Source organism: Faecalimonas umbilicata (assembly GCF_042846195.1).
GTDB classification, from domain to species: Bacteria; Bacillota; Clostridia; order Lachnospirales; family Lachnospiraceae; genus Faecalimonas; species Faecalimonas umbilicata.
The window spans coordinates 247,202-263,782 of record NZ_AP031411.1 but is presented as its reverse complement, the minus strand read 5'-3'; the positions used below and the strand labels follow the sequence as shown (position 1 = coordinate 263,782).

Genomic DNA, 16,581 nt, shown 5'->3' with positions numbered 1-16,581 from the left:
CTTACTGCTCTGGTGATAACCAATAAGTACCGTCTAAGCAATCAGTTAAGCAATCTTTTCTCAGTTTACCGTAGCAAATAATGACGAGATCATACGCATTAACTTCTGCCTCTGTTAATTCCTTATTCTCTTTATGTTCCAGCATTTTGACTCCTCCTTTCATTAAAAATTTATATAAATAGTTTTCACTAATTATATACATATCACAAAAATTGCTGATACTCTTCCTCTTCACAAAATTTTATAAATCTTTCCAAATTTATTGCTATATTTTCATTTTTATCAAATATAAACATGCTATATATAAACATAATTTTTCTTAATGTGCAGTCAGAATCTACTCCTTCTTCTATAAGTGCTGGACACATTCCTCCACAAACACAATTAAATTTGCAAGTCTTACATTTTTCATTAGGCATATAAAATAACTTTTCCACATTGTCATTAGACAATATTTTTTCGATCGATTGCTCTATATCCGTCTCTTGTTCTATACTGCCTATTCGATATTTTTCTTTAACCAGAGAATGACACAAATATATATTTCCATCAGGGAAAAAAGCAGCCATTTTTCCAAATGCTGAACATGGATGGCTCAATTCTACCGCATGAAAAAGATTTCCGGCAAAACGTTTATTCGTATAGCCCTTTTCTATGATATATTTAGCAAAATAGCAGTATACCTTTAACCTTTCTTGATAATTTAATAATGGATAACCTCTATCTGCTGCACTCCCTGCATAATCTACAAAATGCAACAAAAAATCAGCATCGTAATATGCAGCCATATCTATGATTTCTCGAAGCAACATCTTTTCCTTTTCATTCTGATATGTAAATGTTAACACTACATCTATTTTGTATTTATTCAATAAAGCAATCTTTTCTTTTAATTGCTCAGTATTTTTATAATGGGCTGTACTAATTTCTATGGAATTAATAATTCCATTAAGGCTTTTAATAGTCTTTTCTGTTAATAGAGTCGCATTTGTCTGAACAATTATTTTTGTATTAATATTTTCCTTCAACTCTTTAAGAATATCTAGTATGTCCTCTAGGACAAACGGTTCCCCACCACTGACTATTAACTTTCTAGGGTTAGCCTTCCTAATTTTATCAATTACATGTTCTTTTACTTCAAGTTGAGACAATTTCTCTTTTTTGATATCCTTATTATTAGAACGCATAGCACAAAATTCACAGTTCAGATTGCAATAATCCGTAACAAATAGATAAATTGTATTCATCTGTTTTTTATTCTCAGGAAATGTCACATCATATTTCTTTCGCATTTTTGAAATTCCATCTATAATTTCCCGAATCTTTATGTCACCCTCTTCTTCAAATTCTTTTTTCTTCATTTTAAAACAAATATTTTTTTCTCTTTGGATAATTAGAACATATTCTCCAATTTCCACCACCCTATATTTATATCCCATACTACAACTCTCTCCTATAATGCTTTCGAAGCATTGCTACTTGTTCTTCACTATATTTTTCTCGAAATATATTGTTTACATGTCGAGTAAGTTCACAGTTAATTTCAGAAGGTATATAACAATTTCCTGTATTTTCGTAATTTCCAAATAAACAACTGCAAATTCTACATTTATTTTCTTTATACTCTTTACACTGTAAACATCTCGTATTTTGCGTTTTCTCTATTTTAATAATTTTTCTTATATACTCTGCATCTAACCCCTTGTCTACACTTCCTATCATATATTTTTTCCCAGTTTCTATACAAGGATATAACTCTCCTTTCACTGTTACAAATAACGAAACCAATCCTGCTTTACAAGGGAAAAAAGGCAAATAATCTGCTACAAAGCCTTCTAACATATCATTATAAAATTTCCATACCCATAGTTGTCCTCTATTTCTAGAAGAAATGTAATACTCAAATGCCTCATCAATTTGCTGAAACAAACAAATTTTATCTTCCTTATTCCATTTCTGATAGGCATTTATCTCCGTTTCTATATATCGAAATCCCAATTCATGTAAATGCCTAAATGAAGCTGAAAATTTAGTATACGTATTAGTATTAATAAGTTGTGCTGCATGTACAGCAATTCCTGTCATTTTCTCAAATTCTTCTTTGTATACAAGTTTTTCTTTAACTTCACTATAACTTCCAACACCATTCACAAATTTCCTGTTTTCATTATGAACATCCTCTAAACCATCTATGCTAATTTTGAATCGTACTCTTTTTTCAATCATAAATTCTATAATCTCTGTTGTAAATACAGTTCCATTTGTAGTGGTACTATAAAAAATATTTAATCCAATTTGTTCGTTTTTCTTTTCTATATAAAAAATAATCTCTTTCAAAAGCCCGAAAGCAAGCAAAGGTTCTCCACCAATAAAATACACACTTAAAGTTTTATCTTTCTGCTTGATGGCCTCACGCATAGCTATATCTATTGCCAATTGTGCTGTTTTCCATTTCATATTCACTTTTTCTTTATTTTCCACGTAGCAATATGAACAATTCAAATTACATCTTTTAGTAATTTCTAATGTTAATGAATACATTTACTCTCCTATCATCTACTAAAAATATAGCTGTTCTATTAAAATTCCTTTCTCAGTCAAAAACCTGTATCTATCATAATACCCCAAAAAAGGATATCGAATATAACAGTGCTTATAAGCATCACGGATATCATATACAAAATTTAGCAAATCCTTTTTAGCTGACATAAAATCGCTATATTTATCAATATCTATAAACAACTTATCGTAATAACCAACTATTTTTTGTGCTTCTAAATTATTTATGTCTATAATATGAACTTTAGAAAAACATTGTTTGATAAATTCTTTTTGCCTCTGGTTATCACTCCTATTAGTTACCAAAATTGCATTTTCAGAATTATTCTGTTTAACGCTACTTATCTGGTTCAGACTAGAAGACATTATTAAATCAACTATATCTTCAATCCCCAGATTTTTGTTTTCTCTAAAACAACTTATTATTCCCGTAAGTTTCGCTGTATACCAACTATTGCCTTGCATCAAATGTTCTTGATCTAACTGTTTAAACGAAACATAAGTCTTATTATTCAATAATAAATTCTGATTTCCACTCCTTTTGAGAATAACATTTCCGTCAAACTCACGCCTAATACCAATAACATTATCATACGATGCAGGATATGCAGTTTGGTTATTATTTGCATGTGCTGCCACTATTGGCACTGGACTTTTTTTACATAAATCATACAGCTCTTTTGAGAATGGAATCTCTACTCCTAAACTAATATTAATAATATCTACATTTTTTTCAATTAATGCTTCCAAACTTCTGTAAAGTAGTTCTCCCTCATTCCCAGCATTGCCACCTATTATATTATAAAGTAATATCTCAGACGTAGGATTTTCCAACAAAATACATGCACATACATATTCCGCATGAGAAAATGGGAAATTTTTATTTTTAATGCAATATCCTGGATTCATTCTTTTTATTTCTATCTTTTTGCCATAAAAAAACGGGTGTTGAAATATGGCATCTGAATCAATCACACCAATCCTCATTATACTCATTCCCCCTTTCATTTTAGATCTTATTCCATACGTTCATTCTCTTTTTTAAAATTCATATTCACATAAACATAAATCCTAATCCCCGAAGCTATATCCCAGTATCAATCTATATGCTTATTTTTTATGTTCAACTATCTAAGACATTTTCAATATACCCTTATTCTTTTTTTTAGTAATATTTTTTGTCTACATTGTCTTTTTTCTTTCCTCGTTGGCGCATACTATTCCTTTTTATGTCCCAACTTGGCACACTTCTGCGATTTACAGGGAAATCTACCCATGTTAGAATGATACTGTCAAAATTATATGTAGCGAAAACGTAGCTTTCCAGGGAATGCCTCTTCTCTGGTACAAGCTGCGTTTTTTAGTGCATGGAAAGGAGTATCACAACTAAATATAGAATAAGCGTTCCTCCGTATTGACCGGATTGAAGCTTTTATGAGGCAGGAAAACTATAAGCCAGGGCAAAGTGAAAGATCTCACTTTGCCCTCTTTTTATGAAGGAGGTTCATTTACTTGAAAAACCATGTACACAAAGAAGCCCCACCGGGCATGAAACATCATCGGAACTATGGAAAATATCTCTATACTGCCTTCCTCGCTTTCACTCTGATTGCCTGTAATGTACAACCCGTTATGGCTGCTACCATCTGGGACAAAGCTTCAGAAATCATGAAAGACGTATATAACCAGATTATTCTGATTTCCACCATTGCGGCTGTTGTAACTGCATCGGTTGCTTTGCTCTTGATGAATTTTTCCAAATCTGGAAAAACCGTGGATGAATCCAGGGCATGGCTCAAACGAATCATCATTACATGGGCGATTCTCAATGGTCTGGGATTTATCATGGCTTACATTACACCGTTCTTTGCCGGCGGGCAGTGGAATGGATAATGCAGATAAGGAGGTGGCTCTGTCATGGGAATACTTGACGGAATTGTAGAATGGATTGCCGAACAGGTCATGAACATTCTGGATTTGATTACTACTTCTGTTCTGGGTGCACTGGGATGTTCCATGGATACTTTTCTCCGTTATTTTCCAGCAGCGGAAACAATGTACCAGATTTTTCTGGCACTGGCTATCGGACTCATCCTTTTAAACTGGGTTTGGCAGCTTTTTAAGAATTATTTTATGGGGACAGGGATTGATGCTGAAGATCCAATCAAATTATCACTGCGGACATTTATGTTCCTTTTCCTGACATTCTATGCCAAGGACATCGTGGATCTTCTATTGAATATTGCAGGAACCCCGTATAGCTGGATTCTGACTGAAGATCTTCCACCACTGGAATTTGCCAAATTCAATTCTGTGATCACAGTAATCCTGGGGGTATGTGCCAATGGTGCTGTTGCCATTGTTGCCCTCATACTGGTACTGATCCTTGCCTGGAATTACATCAAGCTGCTTTTTGAAGCTGCGGAACGTTACATACTACTTGGAGTTCTGGTCTACACCGCACCTGTTGCGTTTTCCACGGGTGCTTCCCAGGCTACCGGAAATGTTTTTAAGAGCTGGTGCCGTATGCTCGGCGGACAGTTCTTTTTGCTTTTAATGAACGCCTGGTGTTTGCGGCTGTTTACTTCCATGGTCGGAACATTCCTTGCAAACCCTTTATCACTCTAGGAAGGAGGAGATTATGAAACATAAGAAAACACTGCTCTGCAGCCTGCTATTGATTTCTTGTCTGATTCTTGTAACTTCCATGCCGGTCTTTGCCGCTGAACTTACAGAAGCAGAGGTGCAGCAAGCTGTAGATGCACAGGGAAAAGAAACGGTCACCGGTAATGTCTTTATCTGGTTTCTGTGTGCCATTGCTTTTTTGAAGGTTTCTCAAAAGATTGACAGCTTTATGGCAAGTCTGGGAGTCAATGTTGGAAATACTGGTGGAAATATGATGGCTGAACTTTTAATCGCCGGAAGAGGTCTTGCAAGTTCCTTTCGAGGGCATGGAGGTGGAAGCCATAGTAGTTCCCATTCTTCCTCTCCCGGAAGTGCTGCAGTACAAAGTTCTTTCCTTTCCGGAGGATTAGCCGGAGCCGTTGGAAGGCAGACAGAGCGTTCTGCGGTAAATGCAGCCACCGGATATACCGAAGGACCAAGTATCGGAAATGCACTCTATCAGTCTTCCCTTGAAAAGGGCGGAGATTTTGCCAATAACGTTATCAGCAATATTGCTCAGGGAAACTATGGTCAAGTTGGCTCGATCAAAGGTGATGGGGCTGTTTCTGCATTTCAATCCTACATGGGAATTCAAAATGAAGATAAAACAGATCATTCCTATACCAATGTTGAAATTGGCGGCGGCAGGATAACAGGAGTTGAGTCCGGTTCCAATGGAGACAGCCGGGAATTTGCTATGTACCATGCCGATCAATATACGGCTCCTACCCATGGAACCTATGAAACTGTTCAATCTGTAGACGGAGCTACCTGGTACAAACAGTATGCTGAAAATACGGTATCCAAAATTCCTTATGATGCTGGCGATGGAAAGATAGCCTACAACGAATCCATTGTCCAAAAGCTTCCTCCTACTCCTCCAAGAAAGGATCGGATTTAGTGATGGATACAGAACGCTCTGGACTTGACGAAGCAATGGATGTAGGCTCCAGTACCATTTCTCACCTAAAGTCCTTAAAAACAGCAGCCACTTTCTCCAAAGCAGGATATGGTGCAGCCCTTGGCGGGCCTTTTTCAGCAGCGATTGGAGCAGTCATAGCCAACCGGAATCAGTTCGCTAAAATTCTCCTTGTTATTCTCGCCATACTGCTGCTTCCGGTTTTATTTATTGTGATGCTCCCTGGTCTGATCTTTGGAAGTCTGACCGAACAAAGCGATGTACTGAACAGCAACTCTATGATCAGTGAAAACATCCGTGCTTCCCGTGAAGCCATCGTTGAAGTGTTAGAAGAAAGCCATGAAGACATTCTGGCAGAGATCCATGCAGCAATTTCCCGTCTTCCACAAGGTGATACTGCATCCATCAATGACCCCTATACATACAGCATCTCCGTCAATGCCAATCTGCTGATTTCACAATTTTGTGCCAGCCAGGATGACTATAAAAACATCAACCTAAACCAATTAAAGAAACTCATCCGTGAAAACAAAGAAGGACTTTTTTCTTATGATGTAGCAACCGAGACAGTTACCATGGAAGTTACCGTTGATGGCGATGCAGAAGGAGAAGCCGGCACAGAACAGGGGCAGGCACAAACACAGACGGTTACTTTTACGAAACACACCTATACCGTTGTTTATGCTGGAGATTCCTATTTTGCAGACCATGTATTCCATCTTACAGACAAGCAGAAAGAACTTGCCAAAAACTATGCCGAAAACCTGACTGCTTTCTTTGGTACTGCTTCTTCCGGCATAGTAGCTGCTATCAATCTTAGCGATGAGGTATTGTCCTACCGCCCTGCTGTAGAAAGAGCTGCTGCGAAATATGGTATGAGTGATTATGTGGATTTAATTCTGGCAGTCATGATGCAGGAATCTGGCGGACGAGGGCTGGATGTTATGCAAGCAGCGGAAGGTGGATTTAATACCCGCTATCCCCATGTGCCAAATGGGATTACAGATCCTGAATACTCCATTGAATGTGGAGTACAGGAATTAAAATATGCCCTCGACAAAGCCGGCTGTACCGGACCTACGGACTTAGACCGGATTAAACTGGCTCTTCAGGGTTACAACTACGGTTCTGCATACATTGACTGGGCAATGGAGCGTGACGGTGGTTATACCAAGGAAAATGCGATTGCCTACTCTGATATGATGTGTGCAAGACCAAGCTGGCCTTATGACCTGTATGGTGATAAAGAATATGTGGATCATGTCCTTCGGTATTACCAAATTACTGCCAGTGGTGGCAGCTATCCCGCAAACGGTATGCAGATTCCACACTATCTCCAGACAGACTATGGAAACATTCCATACGGCGGGGGTTCCATCGCCAGCAGCGGATGCGGTCCGACAAGCTTTGCTATGATTGCCAGTTATCTTACAGGCACTACCATTACACCTATTGATGCAATATCCTGGTGCGGAAATTCCTATTACAAACCAGGAGTCGGCACTTACTGGTCTTATTTCCAGGCAGCGTCCGATCATTTTGGGTGTGGGGCTGTCACACAGACCAGTGATCCCAACCAGGTACTTCAGGCTTTATCTGAAGGTCATCCGGTCATCAGTTCCCAAAGAGCTGGGCTTTTTACCAGTGGCGGACATTTTATTGTCCTTCGTGGTGTAACGGCTGGAGGTAAAGTATTAGTCAATGATCCCAATGACAGTTCCTCCAAAAACTACATCAACCGTGAATTCGATATGATGACGGAAGTGCATGCAACCGCAAATGCCTATTGGATCTTCGCTAAAAAATAAAGGAGACACTTATGAACAGAAAAAAAGCAATTCTGGCTATCTTTATGATGGCCTTTTTAATTATCATCGGATTTGTCTTTCCCTCCATCTGGAAATCCCAAAAAGGAAACAAAAAATCCGAGACAGAAAATACTCAACACGATAATAATGAAAATACCGAGACAGAACAAGCAGAAAATAACGAATCCATAAGCTTTCAGGATTTTGAAGCTTTGGAAGACTTTTTCTCCAAGGAACAGGTGAAACTTTTTCAGGAAGAACTGACCTCCTATCTTAAAAACGTAAAACAGATGTCTCTAACTTCCATCCGTTTCCTTGCTGATGATACTACCTATCCCAATGCTTCTGATATTAATTTTTCGTTCCAGCTTCCGGATAAGTCCGTTCTTCCTGTGTACTACACTTCCTCTACTGGAAGATTCTTTTTCGGTGAGGAACGTACCCCTGATTCTGGAAAAGAAATCATCTATGAACGTCCGACAGATGACAAACTTCCTTCCATCACAACAGAGGAAATTGAACAGTTGCAAGAAGGCGGTTATGATGATACCTCAGTGAATTCGGAAAAAGCTGCCCCTGTCACAGAAGTTCCGGAAACTCCTTCCATGGAAGAACCAAAGGAGGTGCAGCCATGAACAATACTGAAGAACAACATCCTGTCTTCATCCCTCGCAATTTTATAGAAAAAGGGACCTTTATGGGCGGAATGTTTAAAATCCGTAATGCCATCGAAGGCGGTATCCTGGCAATCCTGATCACCATTCCTGTTATCAATCTGCCTCTGACACTCACTGTCAGGATTATTATTCTCTGTATGACTGCTCTGCCTGCAGCTATGATTTCTCTAATTGGAATCGGTGGGGAAAGCATTACTGCGTTTTTAATGAACGCTCTGCGTTTTCTGAAAAACCGCCGGGTTATTTACCGTATGGATGTACATCCGGAGCCGAAAAAAAAGTACCGGATAAAAAAGCCCCGCAACAAAGAACCAAAAACCAAGAAACGCAAACGGCATCCAAAACAACCTGCAGAATCTTCTTCTGAAGAGAACTGCTCACAGATGTCTTCCGAAGAGGAGACAAAAGAATCCTCTGCTATTAAAAAAAAAGAACGTCGGCAGTTTGATACTTCTACAAAACGTGGAATACGCAAACAGGCTCGTGAAGACATCCGGATTCTTAAATTTGAGTCCCGACAATTAAAAAAAGAACAAAACGTTGCACGTAAAAGTGCGAAAAGGCAGGCAAAACTTGAAAAACAACAGATAAAGCAGCAACTTTTGGAGGAACGAAAAAAAGAAAGAACTGCGAATAAAGCTTCCAACCAGTCATCTGCTGCTTCCGGGAAAAGCAAAAAGAAAAAACGAAAAGAAATCACCTTGGAAGATTATCTTCCTATTGATAAGATTGCCAATGGTGTTATCTACACGACAGACCATCGTTATGTAAAAATCCTGGAGATTGAACCGATCAATTTCCTCTTACGCAGTGCTAGGGAACAACAGGGGATCATTTTCAGCTTCATCTCCTACCTAAAAATCAGCCCTGTGAAACTGCAGATTAAGATGATCTCCAAAAAAGCGGATATCAACAAACATCTGGAACAGTCCCGTTTGGAAATGGAACGGGAATCAGATCCTAACTGCCGGCAGTTACAAAAAGACTATATCCAATTTGTCCGGCAGTTAAGTTCCAGAGAAGCGGTTTCCAGACGTTTTTTCCTAATCTTTGAATACGAACCTTTCAATGTGAATCGGAAGGTGGAGGAAAAGGAAATCCTGGCAGCTTTGGAAACTGCTGCACAGACCGCAAAAACCTTTCTATATCAATGCGGCAACGATGTGCTGGTTCATGACAATGAAGATGAGTTTACAACCGATGTACTCTACACTTTACTGAACCGTACCAAATGTACCGAAACCCCTTTGCCAAAACGGATTAACCAGGTACTGACCCGCTATATGGAATCTGGTCGTGAGCAGGAAGTGGATAACATCCATATCAATGAATTCATTGCACCAGAGTCTTTGGACTTTAAGCACAGTAACTATGTGCTGGTAAATGGCATCTACCATTCTTACCTGCTGGTGCCGTGCGATGGTTACAAAGCAAAAGTAATGCCAGGCTGGCTGTCCCTGCTTATCAATGCTGGCGAAGGAATTGACATTGACTTTTTTCTGCATAAACAGCCCAAAGATAAGATCCAGCAACGTCTTGGACAGCAAATCCGGATCAACCGTTCAAAGATCAAAGATGCCTCTGATACCAATGCGGATTTTGATGATCTGGATTCTGCCATCCGTTCCGGCTATTTCCTCAAACAGGGACTTGCTAATAATGAAGATTTCTATTACATGAATCTTTTGATTACGATTACGGCAGGTGATCTGGAAGAACTGCAATGGCGGATTCAGGAGATGAAAAAACTTCTCATCTCACAGGATATGGATCTGCGGTCTTGTTACTTCCTGCAAGAACAGGGATTTTTATCTTCCCTTCCTCTTGTAAACCTGGATAAGAAGCTCTATGAACTCTCAAAACGAAATGTCTTAACCACCGGAGCTGCCAGTTGCTATCCTTTCGTCAGCTACAGCATTTGCGATGACAACGGCATCCTATTTGGAGTAAATAAGCATAACAACTCTTTAGTGATTGCTGATATTTTTGACTCCAAACAATATAAAAACTCCAATATTGCGATTCTTGGCACTTCTGGATCCGGAAAAACCTTTACCATGCAGACTATGGCACTTCGTATGCGGCGTAAAGGAATCCAGGTATTTATCATCGCACCGTTAAAAGGTCATGAGTTTTATCGGGCTGCCAGAAATGTAGGAGGAACCTTTATCCAGATTTCTCCTGCCAGCCAAAACTGCATCAATGTCATGGAAATCCGAAAAGTAGATAACTCTGTCAATGAGCTGCTGGACGGTCCAACTTTAGACGCATCTGCCTTAGCCAGTAAGATTCAACGTCTGCACGTTTTCTTTTCTCTGCTCATTCCAGATATGAGCCATGAGGAAAAACAGCTTTTGGACGAAGCACTGATTAAAACCTATGCAAGAAAGGGAATCACCCATAAGAATGAATCCCTCATTGATCCCAAACACCCGGATCATTATAAAGCGATGCCAATTCTTGGAGATGTATATGATGTTTTGATGGAAACTGAAGATACCAAACGACTGGCTCACATCCTGAACCGTCTTGTCCATGGCTCTGCTTCCTCTTTTAACCAGCAGACCAATGTAGATCTGACCAATAAATATACCGTTTTGGACATTTCAGAGCTGACTGGTTCCAGTGATCTCTTAACGGTAGGGATGTTTGTTGCTCTGGACTATGTATGGGATAAAGCCAAAGAAAATCGTACCGAAGAAAAAGCCATTTTCGTAGATGAAGTATGGCAGCTCATCGGTGCCTCCAGTAACCGTCTGGCCGCTGAATTCGTTTTGGAGATCGCCAAGATCATCCGGGCATACTCTGGTGCCGGTATTTTTGCAACCCAGGACCTCAACGACTTTTTTGCTCTTGATGACGGAAAATATGGAAAAGGCATTATCAATAACTGTAAAACCAAAATTATTCTTAACATGGAAGATGAAGAGGCACAACGTGTAAAAACCATTCTTCGTCTTTCCGAAACCGAAGTTATGAATATCACCCATTTCCAACGTGGAAACGGACTGATTTCAACAAACAACAATAATATCACTGTGGAATTTAAAGCTTCCAACCTGGAAAAAGAATTAATTACCACAGACCGACAGGAACTCCTGGAAATCTTGAAACGCCAGGATAAAAAAGTCGGTTAATGTTACCTGCAGCCCGAATATGGCTGCTTTTCTTTTTAACAAAGGAGGAGATTTATGTTAAAACCAGCAAAACAACCTCATATCCGGCTAACCGCCCTTTTTCTTTGTGTCACGATGTTTCTTAGCACACTCTTTTTCAATGCCCATACCGCTTATGCTGCAGATGGAACCATTGATTATAAGGCAGGAGCCAAAATTCCATACGGGGACTATTATACTTCCCGCATGAGTTTTGATGGTAATAATACAGCTTATTGCGTTGAACCATTAAAGAAAACACCTGCTTCCGGACAATATCCTTATAATCTTTTAGGAAAGGATTCCCCGCTTAGAAAAGCACTCTACTATGTCAATGGTGGATACGGCTACGAAAAGCTCATAAAAGATCAATATTTCCAAGGATGGTCCGATGACAACTCTTATGTCATTGGTCATCTGGTCGTTTCCTATATCCACGCTGGAAATAACGGGGACACCGGTGCCTTCCATGGCGCACCTCAAAATTATATTGACAAAGCATTGGAAGTTGCCAACGCCATTGAAGGGCTTCCTGCCCCACCAGAATCCTTCCGTGCTTTTATCGTTCCTGGCAATGCTTCCCAAACTTTTGCAGGAAGCTGGTATCAGGTTCCAAACGGCTTTATCGAACTGCAGAAATCCTCTGCCAATACCGATATTTCCGATAAAAATGGCAATTACTCTTTAGAAGGAGCCAAATACGGAATCTACAAAGGGGAAGAACTGGTAGAAACTCTTGTTACCGATAAAAAAGGATATGCAAAATCCAAAGAACTGGCTGAAGGAAGTTACACCGTCAAAGAAATCAGTGCCCCAGAAGGATTTGCTATAGATACTTCCGCCCATAATGTTACGGTAAAAGCAGAAGGAACATCTACCGTAAAAGTAAAGGATATTCCTCAAAATAATCCCGTAAAACTGCTCCTTAAAAAGCTGGATGCTGACACACAGCAAAATTCTGCACAGGGAACCGGCTCTCTCGCCAATGCCGAATTTACAATAAAATTCTATACAGAGCAGTCAGCTACCGATCCCGGAGCAAATGGTAAGAAACCGGTTCGCACCTGGATATTGAAAACAGATGCCTCTGGAGAAATCCATTTTACAAAAGATTATTTGGTATCCGGGGATGAATTTTTCTATGCCAGTGATGGAAAGACCGTCTGCTTCCCACTGGGTACAGTAACCGTACAGGAAACCAAAGCCCCTGCCGGCTATCTTCCAAACGAATCTGTTTTCGTGCAGCAAATCACCAGTACCGGTACGGAAGAAACTATCTCTATTTATAACGCTTCTTCTGTCGAAGAACAGGTCTTCCGAGGCGGCGTCAAAATTCAGAAGCGGGATCTGGAAACTCAGGGAACACAAGCACAAGGAACCGCATCTCTTGCAGATGCCGAATTTACCATTACCACTCTGAACAAACAGCCAGTATGGGTAGGTGGAAAGCTCTATGAAAATGGTCAGGCAGTGCTTACAATCAAATCGGATACACATGGTATTGCTGCAAGTGCCGCTGATGCCCTGCCCCTTGGACATTACCGGATAGAAGAAACCAAAGCGCCTTCCGGATACCTAACCGATGGTGCAAAGGCTCTTGAATTTGACATCACCCAAAATGGAGAAATCGTAGATTTAACAACAGAAGAGACTTCTGTTTCTAACCAGATTATCCGTGGCGGTGTCAAAATCCAAAAACGGGATCTGGAAACAGGAGAAGCCAAACCACAGGGAAATGCTTCTTTAAAGGATGCAGAATTTACAATCACCAATCTTGGTCCAAATCCTGTTCTTGTGGATGGAACCCTTTACGAAAAAGATCAAGTAGTTCTCACTTTGAAGACAGATGAAAAGGGGCTTGCTTCCACCAAAAAAGATACGCTCCCTTATGGTCATTACCGGGTTGATGAGACAAAAGCACCGGAAGGTTATTTGAACGAGGGCAAACTCTCTCAGGAGTTTCATATCACAGAAAATGGGAAAATTTTGGATTTAACTGCAAAAGAAACAGCGATTTCCAATCAGGTAATCCGTGGCGATTTAGAATTCGTAAAGGTCTCTGACGGAGATTTAAACCGGCTGGCAAATGTCCCATTTTCCATTACCTCCAAAACTACAGGAGAAAGTCATACCATTGTAACAGACAAAAATGGCTATGCCAGTACTTCCTCAGAATGGAATAAGCACACTACAAATACCAATCGTGGGGAAACTTCTGAAGACGGAATCTGGTTTGGCGCTTCTAAACCTGATGATGCCAAAGGAGCCCTGATTTATGATACCTATATTTTGGAAGAACAACGCTGCGATTCCAATGAAGGTATGAACCTCTTAAAAATTGAGGTCTCTGTATACAAAAATCACGTAGTCGTGGATATGGGAACTTTAACGGATGATCAGATTACCATTGGAACTACTGCCCTTGACAAAGACAGCAACTCCCACTTTGCCAAACCAGAAGAAAAAATCACTCTGGTTGATACCGTAGAATACGAAGGCTTAAAGAAGGGACAGTCTTATAAGCTCATCGGTACACTGATGGATCAGGAATCCGGAAAGCCAATTGAAATAGATGGAAAACCTGTCACAGCAGAAACCACCTTCAAACCAAAAAAATCTTCTGGTTCTGCAAAAGTGACCTTTACGTTCAATGCCTCTTCTCTGAAGGGCAAAACAATCGTAGTATTTGAGGAACTGTACCAGGAGGATTTAAAACTGGCTGTTCATGCGGACATTACAGATCAGGATCAGACTATCTATTTCCCAGAAATCGGGACCACTGCAAAAGATAAGGAAACAGATATGAATCTTTCCCAAGCAGATAAAGAAGTTACCCTTGTAGATACGGTAGCTTACAAAAATCTTCTGCCCGGCGAAGAATATGTTATGACTGGAACCCTTATGGATAAAGAAACCGGAAAACCTGTCGAAATAGATAAGAAAGAGGTTACTGCCGAAACCACATTTACTCCTAAAGAATCCTCTGGAACGGTAGATGTGATTTTTTCTTTTGATGGGACCTCCCTTGCCGGAAAAACCGTAGTTGTTTTTGAATCTGCTACTTATGACGGCAAAGAATTTGCAACACACGCAGATCTTGAAGATAATGGGCAGACCATCTACTTCCCAGAAATCGCTACTACTGCAAAAGATAAAGCAGACGGAGATCATTTTACCAAAACCGATAAAGAGATTACCATCGTTGACACGGTTAAATATAGTAACCTAATTCCAGGAAAAGAGTATGCACTTACCGGTACCTTGATGGACAAAGAGACAAAAGAGCCTCTTCAGGCAGATGGTAAACCGATTACTGCCACTACGACCTTTACTCCTGAAGATGCCTCTGGCAGTATTGAACTTACCTTTACATTTGATGGCAGCATCCTGTCCGGCAAAACAATTGTTGTCTTTGAGTCTTTAACGTATCAGGAAAAAGAGATTGCTGTTCACGCCGATATAGAAGACCATGAACAGTCTATCTACTTCCCAGGAATTGGAACTACTGCGAAGGACAAAGCGGATGGGGATCAGGAAGCCGTTGCTACGAAAGAAGTAACCATCATTGACACCGTATCCTACCAAAATCTGATTCCGGATACTCCATACAAACTGGTCGGCACACTGATGGACAAAACAACCCAAAAGGAAGTTCTGATTGATGGAAAACCTGTCACGTCAGAAACAGAATTTACACCAAAGGATTCCAATGGTTCTGTCGAAGTCATCTTCACTTTTGATGGAAGCACATTGGCTGGTCATGATGTAGTCGTTTTTGAAAAACTTTTTTCCCTTGAAGGAGAAACAGCACTTGAAATTGCTTCCCATGAGGATCTGGACGATAAAGGACAGACGATAAAACTTACGGAAGTTCCAAAAGACACACCGGAACCTTCCAAACCAGTCAAGACTGGAGATGAAACAACCATTCTTCCTTATCTTTTACTGGCAGGTGCCGCACTCCTCTTTGCTGCCGGATTTGGTATTTTATATATCCGTAAGCGAAAAAAAGATAAGTAACTATCAATAAATATGCTCACAGGCAGCTTCTTACGGCTGCCTGCTATAAAGGTGATGAATATGGAACAATCTCGTTGTAATGCCGATGCCAAGCACATCCGGCATTTTTTAGATATTTGTGATGGAAATTGGCATTCCTGTATTTATGTTCGCTGCGTTTCCTGTAAAACCCCAGGTTATTGTAATGGCCCACACTTCTTATATCATCCAGATGAAAACGGCAGTCCTTGTATCCTGCCCATGGCAGATGCCCGTATGCTCTTCTCCCGCATACCGGAACCAACGGAATGCCTGTCCGCCATAACACTGGAACAGTTTCAGTCCTTATATGGACTCTACTTTGCAAAAGAAGCATTGACCGATAAGCCATGTCCTTGTTTTGCTTTACTGCGGCATCAGGAAGCATCCCATTATTACTGGTAAAAGGTTGCACTTTTGGTACTTTCTGCGTACAGGATAAGAAAGGAGGCGATTTTATGTTGAATTTCACTGCTATGATTCAAGGAATCGATACAATATTTACGAACTTAATTTTTATTCCTGCACTTTTAATCCTGTACCTGAAGTTTCGTCCGAGAAAGCCCTGGAGCAGACGCACCAGAAATCTGTATCGGCTATGTATAGCTCTGATTTCTGTTTATGTCATCCGGATTTTCTGTGCAGGGTTCATCTTTACACCAGTAAATTACTCACGTTTTGCAGACAGCGGTTTCTTTCCGCTTATCAAGGCACTGTTCTATTCTTAGATTTTCTGCCATTTTGTGCCATTTAGTCCGAAT

General features: G+C 40.1%; 13 protein-coding genes. 9 read left to right on the top strand and 4 right to left on the bottom strand.

Translation table 11 applies throughout. The features are described 5' to 3' along the window. Nucleotide 1: 1 nt before the first annotated feature. From ACGG81_RS01285 to ACGG81_RS01270, 4 genes are read right to left on the bottom strand one after another with little or no spacing between them, the layout of a single operon-like run. Nucleotides 2-145, bottom strand: a complete 144-nt coding sequence (locus ACGG81_RS01285; RefSeq protein ID WP_173684410.1) for a hypothetical protein — start codon at nucleotides 143-145, stop codon at nucleotides 2-4. A gap of 58 nt (nucleotides 146-203) precedes the next feature. Next, the gene (locus ACGG81_RS01280; RefSeq protein WP_025580259.1) at nucleotides 204-1,439 is read right to left on the bottom strand and encodes a radical SAM/SPASM domain-containing protein; all 1,236 of its coding nucleotides are present in this window, start codon (nucleotides 1,437-1,439) and stop codon (nucleotides 204-206) included. 1 nt (nucleotide 1,440) lies between these two features. After that, nucleotides 1,441-2,541, bottom strand: coding sequence for a radical SAM protein (locus tag ACGG81_RS01275; RefSeq protein ID WP_117843972.1), 1,101 nt, complete (start codon nucleotides 2,539-2,541; stop codon nucleotides 1,441-1,443). 18 nt (nucleotides 2,542-2,559) lie between these two features. Further along, nucleotides 2,560-3,546: a S8 family serine peptidase gene (locus ACGG81_RS01270; RefSeq protein WP_025580261.1), complete on the bottom strand. Its 987-nt coding sequence runs from the start codon at nucleotides 3,544-3,546 to the stop codon at nucleotides 2,560-2,562. Between the two features lie 561 nt (nucleotides 3,547-4,107). Between ACGG81_RS01270 and ACGG81_RS01265 the strand changes: the two genes are divergently transcribed. From ACGG81_RS01265 to ACGG81_RS01225, 9 genes are read left to right on the top strand one after another with little or no spacing between them, the layout of a single operon-like run. Next, nucleotides 4,108-4,452, top strand: coding sequence for a hypothetical protein (locus ACGG81_RS01265; protein WP_044996742.1), 345 nt, complete (start codon nucleotides 4,108-4,110; stop codon nucleotides 4,450-4,452). Nucleotides 4,453-4,476: 24 nt separating this feature from the next. Further along, nucleotides 4,477-5,187, top strand: a complete 711-nt coding sequence (locus tag ACGG81_RS01260; RefSeq protein ID WP_004223652.1) for a conjugal transfer protein TrbL family protein — start codon at nucleotides 4,477-4,479, stop codon at nucleotides 5,185-5,187. A gap of 13 nt (nucleotides 5,188-5,200) precedes the next feature. Then, entirely contained in the window at nucleotides 5,201-6,124 is a 924-nt protein-coding gene (locus ACGG81_RS01255; protein WP_025580265.1) for a hypothetical protein, read from the top strand. A gap of 2 nt (nucleotides 6,125-6,126) precedes the next feature. Next, nucleotides 6,127-7,950, top strand: coding sequence for a lysozyme family protein (locus tag ACGG81_RS01250; RefSeq protein ID WP_025580267.1), 1,824 nt, complete (start codon nucleotides 6,127-6,129; stop codon nucleotides 7,948-7,950). A gap of 11 nt (nucleotides 7,951-7,961) precedes the next feature. Further along, a complete protein-coding gene (locus ACGG81_RS01245) occupies nucleotides 7,962-8,585 on the top strand; it encodes a DUF5038 domain-containing protein (RefSeq protein ID WP_025580269.1) in 624 nt (207 codons plus the stop codon). After that, a complete protein-coding gene (locus ACGG81_RS01240; RefSeq protein ID WP_117843971.1) occupies nucleotides 8,582-11,764 on the top strand; it encodes an ATP-binding protein in 3,183 nt (1,060 codons plus the stop codon). Before ACGG81_RS01245 ends, ACGG81_RS01240 begins: the two co-directional genes overlap by 4 nt. Before the next feature lie 54 nt (nucleotides 11,765-11,818). Next, nucleotides 11,819-15,802, top strand: a complete 3,984-nt coding sequence (locus tag ACGG81_RS01235) for a VaFE repeat-containing surface-anchored protein (RefSeq protein WP_117843970.1) — start codon at nucleotides 11,819-11,821, stop codon at nucleotides 15,800-15,802. A gap of 60 nt (nucleotides 15,803-15,862) precedes the next feature. Then, nucleotides 15,863-16,225, top strand: coding sequence for a hypothetical protein (locus tag ACGG81_RS01230; RefSeq protein ID WP_054351054.1), 363 nt, complete (start codon nucleotides 15,863-15,865; stop codon nucleotides 16,223-16,225). 53 nt (nucleotides 16,226-16,278) lie between these two features. Next, a complete protein-coding gene (locus ACGG81_RS01225) occupies nucleotides 16,279-16,548 on the top strand; it encodes a hypothetical protein (RefSeq protein WP_054337559.1) in 270 nt (89 codons plus the stop codon). Nucleotides 16,549-16,581: the final 33 nt, after the last annotated feature.

Bases quoted from the DNA above. Each gene is read 5' to 3' on its own strand.
- ACGG81_RS01230 (WP_054351054.1), top strand. From the start codon at position 15,863: ATGGAACAATCTCGTTGTAATGCCGATGCCAAGCACATCCGGCATTTT.
- ACGG81_RS01240 (WP_117843971.1), top strand. From the start codon at position 8,582: ATGAACAATACTGAAGAACAACATCCTGTCTTCATCCCTCGCAATTTT.
- ACGG81_RS01280 (WP_025580259.1), bottom strand. From the start codon at position 1,439: ATGGGATATAAATATAGGGTGGTGGAAATTGGAGAATATGTTCTAATT.
- ACGG81_RS01255 (WP_025580265.1), top strand. From the start codon at position 5,201: ATGAAACATAAGAAAACACTGCTCTGCAGCCTGCTATTGATTTCTTGT.
- ACGG81_RS01245 (WP_025580269.1), top strand. From the start codon at position 7,962: ATGAACAGAAAAAAAGCAATTCTGGCTATCTTTATGATGGCCTTTTTA.
- ACGG81_RS01225 (WP_054337559.1), top strand. From the start codon at position 16,279: ATGTTGAATTTCACTGCTATGATTCAAGGAATCGATACAATATTTACG.
- ACGG81_RS01285 (WP_173684410.1), bottom strand. From the start codon at position 145: ATGCTGGAACATAAAGAGAATAAGGAATTAACAGAGGCAGAAGTTAAT.
- ACGG81_RS01275 (WP_117843972.1), bottom strand. From the start codon at position 2,541: ATGTATTCATTAACATTAGAAATTACTAAAAGATGTAATTTGAATTGT.
- ACGG81_RS01260 (WP_004223652.1), top strand. From the start codon at position 4,477: ATGGGAATACTTGACGGAATTGTAGAATGGATTGCCGAACAGGTCATG.
- ACGG81_RS01265 (WP_044996742.1), top strand. From the start codon at position 4,108: ATGAAACATCATCGGAACTATGGAAAATATCTCTATACTGCCTTCCTC.
- ACGG81_RS01250 (WP_025580267.1), top strand. From the start codon at position 6,127: ATGGATACAGAACGCTCTGGACTTGACGAAGCAATGGATGTAGGCTCC.
- ACGG81_RS01235 (WP_117843970.1), top strand. From the start codon at position 11,819: ATGTTAAAACCAGCAAAACAACCTCATATCCGGCTAACCGCCCTTTTT.
- ACGG81_RS01270 (WP_025580261.1), bottom strand. From the start codon at position 3,546: ATGAGGATTGGTGTGATTGATTCAGATGCCATATTTCAACACCCGTTT.